The sequence below is a fragment of the Micromonospora sp. PTRAS2 genome (assembly GCF_054052245.1).
This window is the reverse complement of record NZ_JBSWBU010000033.1, coordinates 1-10939: the sequence shown is the minus strand read 5'-3', so window position 1 is coordinate 10939 and position 10939 is coordinate 1. Positions and strand designations below refer to the sequence as shown.

The following is a 10939-nucleotide window of genomic DNA, read 5'->3' as shown; positions in this document are numbered from 1 at the left end:
ACCCAGCATCTGCCCGATACGTTCGCCGCCCGCCTCGTTCAGGTCGAACGCCCGGTAGGCCACCCCCGGATGCTCCGCCGCCACCACGGCAGCATCACGTACGTCGCTCTTGCCCATCTCGACGAACCGGCCACCGCGCGGCAACAACCGCAACGACGCATCCACGAACTCACCCGCAAGGGCATCAAGGACCACATCCACACCGGCACCACCGGACGCGAACGCGAACACCTGCTCGAACTCCGTCGACCGCGACGACCCGATCCGCTCCGGAGCCACCCCGAGGCCCCGCAGCGTCCCCCACTTGCCAGGGCTGGCGGTCGCGTAGACAGTCGCACCGAAGTGGTGGGCGAGCTGAATCGCCGCCATCCCGACCCCACCCGCACCCGAGTGGACCAGCACCGACTCACCCGACCGCAAACCCGCCAGATCACGCAACGCGTAGTACGCCGTCAGGAACACCACCGGCACCGACGCCGCCTCAACAAACGACCAGCCGGCAGGGATCCTGGCCACCCGCAACCGCTGAGCCACCACCTGCGGCCCGAACCCAGGCTCGAACAACCCGAACACCCGATCACCCGGGCTCAGGTCATCCACACCCGGGCCGACCTCCAAGACGACACCCGCACCCTCGCTACCCATCACCGCCGACGGATCCGGATACATGCCGAGCGCGATCAGGACGTCCCGGAAGTTCACCCCGGCGGCGCGTACCGCGATGCGGACCTCGCCGGGCGCGAGGGCGGCCGGGGCGGCGGGGACGATCTCGACGCCGTCGAGCGTGCCGGGGCGCGCGGCGGCGACGTGCCACGCACGGTCCGCCGGCGGGGTCAGCTCCGCGCCCGGCTGGCGCACGAGCCGGGGTACGCACACCGCGTCGCCCCGGAGCGCGAGCTGGCCGCCGACGGTGGACGGGTCGGCCGCGACGGTCGCCAGAACGGCGAGCGCCTGCGGGCCGATGGCCTCGTCGGTGTCGGCGAGCACGATGCGGTCGGGGTGCTCCGACTGCGCCGAACGCAACAGACCCCACACCGCCGCACCCGCCAGATCGGCCACCCGGTCCTCGTCCCGCACCACCACGGCACCCCGGGTCACCACCACCAACCGCGAACCCTCAAGCAGATCGGCGGCGAGCCACCCCTGCACCACAGCCAACACACCTGCAACAACATCCCGCACCGCGTCTGGCACAGACCCCCCGGCGACGCCGACGGGCAGCAACACAAAAGCCGGGGCAGACCGCCCCGCCTCCACGGCCGCCACCAGCGCCGGCACGTCCGCGTACGCGGGCACCTCGGGCAGCCCGGCGTCGCCGAGCGCCACCCAGCCAGAGCCGTCGGCGGCGGGGGCGACGTCCTGCGGCTGCCAGGTCACCTCGAACAGGGAACGGTCGGCGGCGCTGGGCGCGGCCACGCCGGTGAGTTCCCGCAGGACGAGGGAGTCGACGGAGACGACCGGCGACCCGGACTCGTCGACGGCGACCAGCCGCACCCCGGAACCGGCACGACTCAACCGCACCCGCAACACCGACGCGCCGGCCGCGTGCACCTGCGCACCGGTGAACGCGAACGGCACCCGAGGCCCGGTGCCGGCGTCGAGCAGCCCGATCGGGTGCAGCGCGGCGTCCAGCAGCGCCGGGTGCACCCCGAACGCGGCCGCGTCCGCCGCCGACTCCGGCAGGGCCACCTCGGCATACAGCTCGCTGTCGCCCGCCCACACCCGTCGGAGCCCCTGGAACACCGGCCCGTAGGCCAGCCCGTGCCCGACAAGCGCGTCGTACCAGCCGGACAGGTCCACCTCGGACACCCCGACCGGGGGCCACGCCCCCACCACCGGCTCCTCGGCCACGGCCGGCTCCAACACACCCTCCGCGTGCCGGACCCACTCCCCGTCCCCGTCCCCGTCGGGCTGGGCGTGCACCGTCACCTCACGGGCACCGGCGTCGTCGGCCGCGCCGACCCGCACCTGCACCCGCACGGCCTCGGCGGCCGGCAGGGTCAACGGGACGGCGATCGTCAACTCCCGCACCCGCGACGCACCCACCTCGTCGCCCGCCCGCACCACCAACTCGACCAGCGCCGCACCCGGCACCACCACCGCACCCGACACCACATGATCGGCCAACCACGAATGCGTCGACACCGACAACCGACCGGTCAACACGACCTCGTCGTCACCCGCCAGGCGCACCGCCGCGCCGAGCAGCGGATGCCCGGGGGCGGCAAGCCCGGCACCGGACACGTCGCCGGCCCGCCAGGCCGCCGCGTCGGGCCAGTACCGCTGCCGCTGGAACGGGTACGTCGGCAGGTCCAGCGGGCGCACGGCCGCGCCGCCGCCGGTGAGGGTGGCCCAGTCGACGGGCACGCCGCCCGCGTACGCCTCGGCGAGGGCCGCGAGCAGCGCGGACGCCTCGGTGCGGCCCCGGCGCAGGGTCGGCACGACCACCGGCCCGGCGGCGGGTTCCGCGGCGTCGGCGAGGCAGTCGGAGATCATGCCGGCGAGCACACCGTCGGGCCCGACCTCCAGGTACGTGCCGACGTTGCGCTGCCGCAGGTAGGCGATCCCGTCGGCGAAGCGGACGGCCTCCCGGACGTGCCGCACCCAGTACCCGGGGTCGCACAGGTCTTCCGGGTCGGCGGCGACGCCGGTCAGGTTGGACACGACGGGCAGCGTCGGCGGCTGGAAGGTGAGCCCGTCGAGGACGGCCCGGAACTCGGCCAGCATGGGTTCCATGAGCGGGCTGTGGAAGGCGTGGCTGACCCGCAGTCGGCGGGTGCGTACGCCCCGGTCCCGCCAGTTCGCCTCCACGGCGTCGAGGGCGTCGGCGGCGCCGGAGACGACCACGGCCGCCGGCCCGTTGACGGCGGCGATGCCGAGCCGGTCGGTCAGGCCCTCGATGGAGGCGCGGACGTCGGCCTCGCCGGCGGCGACGGCGAGCATGCCGCCCCCGGCGGGCAAGGCCTGCATGAGCCGGCCCCGGGCGGCGACCAGCGCGCAGGCGTCGGCGAGGGAGAGCACCCCGGCGACGTGCGCGGCGGTGATCTCGCCGACGGAGTGGCCGCCCACGAGGTCGGGGACGATCCCGAACGACTCGACGAGGCGGTACAGGGCGACCTCGACGGCGAAGAGGCCGGCCTGGGTGAACACCGTCTGGTCGAGCAGGTCCGCGTCGGGGGAGCCTTCGGTGGCGAACAGCACGTCGCGCAGCGGGCGGGGCAGCAGCGGGTCGAGGTGGGCGCACGCCTCGTCGAGCGCGGCGGCGAACACGGGGAACGCCCCGTACGCCTCCCGGCCCATGCCGGGGCGTTGCGCGCCCTGGCCGGAGAAGAGGACGGCGAGCCGGCCGGGCCGGACGGTGCCCCGGACGACGACGGACGACGGCTCGTCGGCGGCGACGGCGGCCAGGCCGGCGAGGAGACTCTGCCGGTCGCGGGGCAGCAGCACCGCGCGGTGTTCGAACGCGGACCGGCCGGTGGCGAGGGCGTGGCCGAGGTCGGGCAGGCCGACGGCCGGGTTCTCCCCCAGCCAGTCGCGCAGCCGGCGGGCCTGCTCGGCCAGGGCGTCGCCGGTGCGGGCGGAGAGCACGCAGGGCGTGGTGAGGTCGCCGGTAGTGATGGCGGCGGGGACGGTCACGGTCGGCGCGGGCGTCGCCTCGGGCGCCTGCTCCAGGATGGTGTGGACGTTGGTGCCGCTGATGCCGAACGACGACACGGCGGCGCGGCGCGGCCGGTCCACCTCGGGCCAGGGGCGGGGCTCGGCGAGCAGCGACACCGCCCCGGCCGACCAGTCGATGTGCTCCGACGGGGTGTCGACGTGCAGGGTGGCGGGGAGCTGGCCGTGCCGCATCGCCATGACCATCTTGATCACCCCGGCGACGCCGGCGGCGGCCTGGGCGTGGCCGATGTTCGACTTGATCGAGCCGAGCAGCAGCGGCCGGTCGGCGGGCCGGTCCTGCCCGTACGTGGCCAGCAGCGCCTGCGCCTCGATCGGGTCGCCGAGGGCCGTGCCGGTGCCGTGCGCCTCGACGGCGTCCACGTCCGCCGGGGTGAGCCGCGCGTTGGCGAGGGCCTGCCGGATGACGCGCTGCTGCGAGGGGCCGTTGGGGGCGGTGAGGCCGCTGCTGGCCCCGTCCTGGTTGATCGCGCTGCCCCGGACGACGGCGAGGACCCGGTGGCCGTTGCGTTGGGCGTCGGAGAGCCGTTCCAGCAGCAGCATGCCGACGCCCTCGGCGAAGCCGGTGCCGTTGGCGCCCGCGCCGAACGCCCGGCACCGCCCGTCGGGCGACAGGCCGCGCTGGCGGGAGAACTCGGCGAGCATGCCGGGGGTGGACATGACGCTGACCCCGCCGGCGAGGGCGAGGCCGCACTCGTTCTGCCGCAGCGCCTGCGCGGCGAGGTGCAGGGCGACCAGCGACGACGAGCAGGCGGTGTCGACGGTGACTGCGGGGCCTTCGAGTCCGAACAGGTAGGAGATGCGGCCGGACGCGACGCTGCCGGCGCTGCCGTTGCCGACGTACCCGTCGAGCTCGTCGGACGTGCCGAGGGCCTTGCCCGCGTAGTCGTGGTAGATCAGGCCGACGTAGACGCCGGTGCTGCTGCCCCGGGCGGTCAGCGGGTCGATGCCGGCCCGCTCGAACGCCTCCCACGAGGTTTCCAGCAGCAGCCGCTGCTGCGGGTCCATGGCGAGCGCCTCGCGGGGGCTGATGCCGAAGAACGCGGCGTCGAAGTCGGCGGCGTCGTAGAGGAACCCGCCGCGCTGCGGGGTGGCCGTGTCGTCGCCGGCGTCGCCGCGCAGGTCGGCGAGGTCCCAGCCGCGGTCGGTGGGGAAGGGCGCGATGACGTCCGCGCCGGCGGTGACGAGGTCCCACAGTTGCTCGGGGGTCCGCACGTCGCCGGGGAAGCGGCAGGCCATGCCGACGATCGCGATGGGCTCGTCGACGCCGGGCGCGGTGGCGGCGGCGGGGGCCGGCGCGGTGGCGGCCCGGCCGCCGATCTCCCGGTCGAGGAAGTCGGCGAGCACGGCGGGCGTCGGGTAGTCGAAGGCGACGGTGGCGGGCAGCCGCAGCCCGGTGGCGGTGGCGAGCCGGTTGCGCAGCTCGACGGAGGTGAGCGAGTCGAAGCCGAGTTCCTTGAACGGCCGCTGCGGGTCGACGGTGTCGGCGGAGCGGTGGCCGAGCACGGCCGCCACGGCACCGGCGACGAGGTCGAGGAGCTGGCCGCGCCGTTCGGCGGGGCTGAGGGCGGCGAGCCGCTCACCCAGCGACAGGTCGGCGGCGGCCCGGGTCGCCGCCCGCCGCCGAGTGCGGGGCTGGCGCACGAGGTCGCGCAGCAGCGCGGGGACCGGTCCGCCCGTGGCCGCCGGCACCTTCATGAGTACGAGGTGCGCGCCGCCGTGCCGCTGCGCGGCGTCGAGGAGCGCCAGCCCTTCGGCGTCGGTGAGCGGGGCGCTGCCGGCGCGGATGGCGCGCCGGTGTTCGGTGGCGTCGAGGTGGGCGGTCATGGTGCTGGTGGTGGCCCAGAGACCCCAGGCGAGGCTGGTCGCCGGCAGCCCTTGGGCGCGGCGGTGCTGGGCGAGGGCGTCGAGGAACGCGTTCGCCGCCGCGTAGTTGCCCTGACCCGGCGAACCCAACGTCGCCGCGATCGACGAGAACACCACGAACGCCGACAGATCCAGGTGCGCAGTCGCCTCATGCAACGCCCACGCACCGTCGACCTTGGGCCGCATGACCGCAGCCACGCCGTCGGAGGAGAGCGAGCCGATCGTCGCGTCGGCGATCACCCCGGCCGTGTGCACCACCGCCGTCAACGGGTGCACCGAGTCGATGCCGGCCACCAGGGCCGCCACCTGCCCCGCGTCGGCGACGTCCACCGACACGGCGGAAACCTCCGCACCCGCCTCGGTCAGGTCCGCCACCAGCGCCGCATAGTCGGAACCCTCAACCGGCAACCGACGCGACGCCAACACCAACCGACGAGCCTGACCCGACGCCACCAGGTGCCGGGCCACGACCCCGGCCAGCGTGCCCGAGGCACCCGTGACCAGCGTCGTGCCCTCGGCATCAGCAGGCACCGGCACGGTCAGCACCACCTTGCCGACGTGCCTCGCCTGACTCAGGTGCCGCAACGCCTGACGGGCCTGCCGCACATCCCACACCCGCACCGGCAACGGCGACAGCGCACCACTCTCGAACAACGCCAACAGCTCGGCCAGCATCTGCCCGATGCGCTCGCCGCCGGCGGCGTTCAGCTCGAACGCCTGGTAGGTCACGCCGGGGTGTTGGCGGGCGACCAGTTTCGGGTCGCGTACGTCGGTCTTGCCCATCTCGACGAACCGGCCGCCACGCGGCAACAACCGCAACGACGCATCCACGAACTCACCGGCGAGGGCATCAAGGACCACATCCACCCCGGCGCCACCCGACGCCGACGCGAACACCTGCTCGAACTCCGTCGACCGCGACGACCCGATCCGCTCCGGGGCCACGCCCAGGCTCCGCAACGTCCCCCACTTGCCGGGACTGGCGGTCGCGTAGACGGTCGCACCGAAGTGGTGGGCGAGCTGGATCGCCGCCATGCCGACGCCACCCGCACCCGAGTGGATCAGCACCGACTCGCCGGAGCGCAGACCCGCCAGATCGTGCAGCGCGTAGTACGCCGTCAGGAACACCACCGGCACCGACGCCGCCTCGACAAACGACCACCCCGACGGCACCCGCGCGATCCGCTCCCGCTGCGCCACCACCTGCGGCCCAAACCCAGGCTCAAACAACCCGAACACCCGATCACCCGGCACCAGATCGTCGACACCCGGGCCGACCTCCAGCACCACACCCGCACCCTCGCTACCCATCACCGCCGACGGATCCGGATACATCCCCAACGCGATCAACACGTCCCGGAAGTTCACCCCGGCCGCGCGCACGGCGACGCGGACCTCGCCCGGGGCGAGGGGCTGGGCGGTGCCGGGCAGCAGGTCGACGCCGTCGATCGTGCCCGGGGCGACTGCGGCCACATGCCACAGGTCGCCCTGCGGGGTGAGGGCGTCGCCGGCGGGGCGGGTGACCCGGGGCGCGAGGACGGTGCGGCCCCGGACGGCGAGCTGCCCCCCGGTGGGGGCGGGGTCGGCGGCCACCGCCGCGAGCAGCGCCACCGCCTCGGCGTCGAGCGGGCCGTCGAGGTCGGCGAGCACGATGCGGTCGGGGTGCTCCGACTGCGCCGAACGCAACAGACCCCACACCGCCGCACCCGCCAGGTCGGTCGCCCGGTCGCCGGGCAGCGCCGCCACGGCGTCGCGGGTCGTCACGACGAGCTTCGTGTCGGCGAGGGCGGCGGAGGCCAGCCACGCCTGGACGGCCACGAGGACGTTCGACGTCGTGGCCCGGACCAAGCCGGGCAGCTCGCCGCCGGGAGCCTGGTCCGGGGTGCTCCCGGGGAGCCGGTCCGGGGCGGAGCCGGCCTCGCCGGGAGCGCTCGGGCCGGCCGGCAGCAGGACGATGCTCGGCGCGGGCCGGCCCGCGTCGACGGCGGCGGCCAGGGCCGCCACGTCCGGGTACGCCGGCACGTCCGGAAGGTCGACCTCGCCGAGCGCCACCGCGCCCGACACGTCGGCGGCCGGGGTCACGTCCTCGGCGTGCCAGGTGAGTTCGAACACCGACCGGTCGGCGGCGCTGGGGGCGGCGACCCCGGTCAGTTCCCGCAGGACGAGGGAGTCGACGGAGACGACCGGCGACCCGGACTCGTCGGCGGCAACCAGCCGCACCCCGGAACCGGCACGACTCAACCGCACCCGCAACACCGACGCGCCGGCCGCGTGCACCTGCGCACCGGCGAACGCGAACGGCACCCGGGGCCCCGACGCCTCCTCCGCCAACAGCAACCCGATCGGGTGCAGGGCGGCGTCCAGCAACGCCGGGTGCACCCCGAACCGGCCGGCGCTCTCGGCGGCGTCGTCGGGCAGGGCCACCTCGACGTACAGCTCGCCGTCGCCCGCCCACACCCGTCGGAGCCCCTGGAACACCGGCCCGTACGCCAGCCCGTGCCCGACAAGCGCGTCATACCAACCCGACAGGTCCACCTCGGACACCCCGACCGGCGGCCACGCGCCGACCGTCGGCTCCTCGGCCGCGGCCGGCTCCAACACACCCTCGGCGTGCCGGACCCACTCCGCGTCCCCGTCCCCGTCCCCGTCGGGCTGGGCGTGCACCGTCACCTCACGGGCACCGGAGTCGTCGGCCGCGCCGACCCGCACCTGCACCCGCACCCGCACGGCCTCGGAGGCCGAAAGCGTCAACGGCGCGGCGATCGTCAACTCCCGCACCCGGGAGGCACCCACCTCGTCGCCCGCCCGCACCACCAACTCGACCAGCGCCGCACCCGGCACCACCACCGCACCCGACACCACATGATCGGCCAACCACGGATGCGTCGACACTGACAGGCGGCCGGTCAACACGATCTCGTCGTCACCCGCAAGGCGCACCGCCGCACCCAACAGCGGATGCCCCGGAGCGGCGAGCCCCGCCCCCGACACGTCGCCCGCGTGCCACGTGCCCGCCTCGGGCCAGAACCGCTCCCGCTGGAACGCGTACGTCGGCAGGTCCACCCGGGACGCGCCGGAGCCGGCGAGGACGGCGGCCCAGTCGACCGGTACGCCGGCCGTGTGCAGGCCGCCGAGCGCGGCGAGGAGCTGCCGGGGGCCGTGCTCGTCGCGGCGCAGCGACCCGACCACGACGCCGGGCTGGCCGTCGGCGGCCCGGTCGAGCGCGTCCTGCACCACCACCTTGAGCACGGGGTGGGGGCTGACCTCGACGAACGTGCGGTAGCCGGCCTCGATCAGCGCGTCCACGACGGGGGCGAGGCGCACCGGTTCGCGCAGGTTCCGGTACCAGTAGTCGGCGTCCAGCTCGACGGTGTCGATGGGCTCGCCGGTGACGGTGGAGTGGAACGCCACCTCGGTGGGGTGGGCCTCGATCGTGCCGAGCGCGGCGGCCAGGTCCTCGCGGACGGCCTCGACGTGCCCGCAGTGCGACGCGTAGTCCACGGCGATCCGACGGGCCCGGATGTCGCGTTCCGCGCAGGTGGCGAGCAGTTCGTCGACGGGGCCGGCGTCGCCCGACACCACGGTCACGGCGGCCCCGTTCACGGCGGCGACGGACAGGGCACCGGCCCAGGGCGCGATGAGCTGCTCGGTGTCGACGGCGGACAGCGGCACGGACACCATGCCGCCCAGCCCGGAGATGGCGAGCAGGCCCCGGCTGCGGGCGACGACGAGCCGCATCGCGTCGGGCAGGGTGAGCGCGCCGGCGGCGCAGGCGGCGGCGATCTCGCCCTGCGAGTGGCCGATGACGGCGTCGGGCCGCACGCCGCACGACTTCCACACCTCGGCGAGGGAGACCATGACGGAGAAGAGCAGCGGCTGGACGACGTCCACCCGGTCCATCGGCGGGGCGTCGGGAGCGCCGCGCAGGACGTCCTCGGGGTTCCAGTCGACCAGCCGGGACAGTTCCGCCGCGCACTGGTCCATCCGGTCCCGGAAGACCGGCGAGGATTCCAGCAGGTCGAGGGCCATCCCGGCCCACTGGGAGCCCTGGCCGGGGAAGACGAAGACGACCTTCGGCGTACCGTCGGGGATGCCGGCGTGGTGGTCGGCCTCGGCGATCGCGGCGAGCCCGGCCAGCGCGGAGTCCCGGTCGGCGGCCACGGTGACCTGCCGGTACGGGTGGTGGGCGCGGCCGGTGGCGAGCGAGTACGCGAGGTCGACGAGGTCGAGGGCCGGGTCGTCGGCGAGGTGGGTCCGCAGCCGGGCCGCCTGGTCGCGCAGGGCGCGGGCGCTGCGGGCCGACACGAGCAGCGGTACGGCGTCGGCGGCGACCAGGCGGCCCGGCGACGGCACCGCCGGGCGTTCGGGGCGGGGTGCCGGGGCTTCGGCGGGGGCCTGCTCGATGATGGCGTGGGCGTTGGTGCCGCTGATGCCGAAGGAGGACACGGCGGCGCGACGGGGCCGGTCGACGGCCGGCCAGGGCGCGGCGGTGGTGGTGAGGGCGACGGCCCCGGAGGTCCAGTCGATGTGCTCCGACGGCGCGTCGACGTGCAGGGTCGGCGGGACGACGCCGTGCCGCATCGCCATGACCATCTTGATCACCCCGGCGACGCCGGCGGCGGCCTGGGTGTGCCCGATGTTCGACTTGATCGAGCCGAGCAGCAGCGGCGTCTCCCGGCCCTGCCCGTAGGTGGCCAGCAGCGCCTGCGCCTCGATCGGGTCGCCGAGGGTGGTGCCGGTGCCGTGGGCCTCGACGGCGTCCACGTCGGCCGGGGTCAGCCGGGCGTTCGCGAGGGCCTGCCGGATCACCCGCTGCTGCGACGGCCCGTTCGGCGCGGTGAGACCGTTGGACGCGCCGTCGGAGTTGACGGCGCTGCCCCGCACGACGGCGAGGACCCGGTGGCCGCGCCGCCGGGCGTCGGAGAGGCGCTCGACGAGGAGGATGCCGACGCCCTCGCCCCAGCCGGTGCCGTCGGCGGCGGCGGCGAACGCCTTGCACCGGCCGTCGGGGGCGAGGCCGCCCTGGCGGGAGAACTCGGAGAACATGCCCGGCTGGGCCATCAGCGCGACGCCACCGGCGAGGGCCATGTCGCATTCGCCGGAGCGCAGCGCCTGCGCGGCGAGGTGCAGGGCGACCAGCGACGACGAGCACGCCGTGTCGACGGTGACGGCCGGCCCCTCGAAGCCGAAGGTGTAGGCGACGCGGCCGGAGGCGACGCTGCCGGCGGTGCCGGTGAGCAGGTGCCCTTCGAGCCCTTCGAGGCCGTCGCTGCCGGTGGCGGCGTAGCCGGAGGAGGCTGCGCCGATGAAGACGCCGGTGACGGTGCCGTGGCCGGTGGCGGGGTCGATGCCGGCGTGCTCGAACGCCTCCCACGAGGTTTCCAGCAACAGCCGCTGT

At 75.3% G+C, this 10939-nt stretch carries 1 protein-coding gene; it reads right to left on the bottom strand.

Annotated features, from left to right (window positions below):
* Positions 1 to 10939: SDR family NAD(P)-dependent oxidoreductase (locus ACVMYR_RS32910; protein ID WP_457123677.1), on the bottom strand; the 10939-nt coding region annotated here is incomplete at both ends.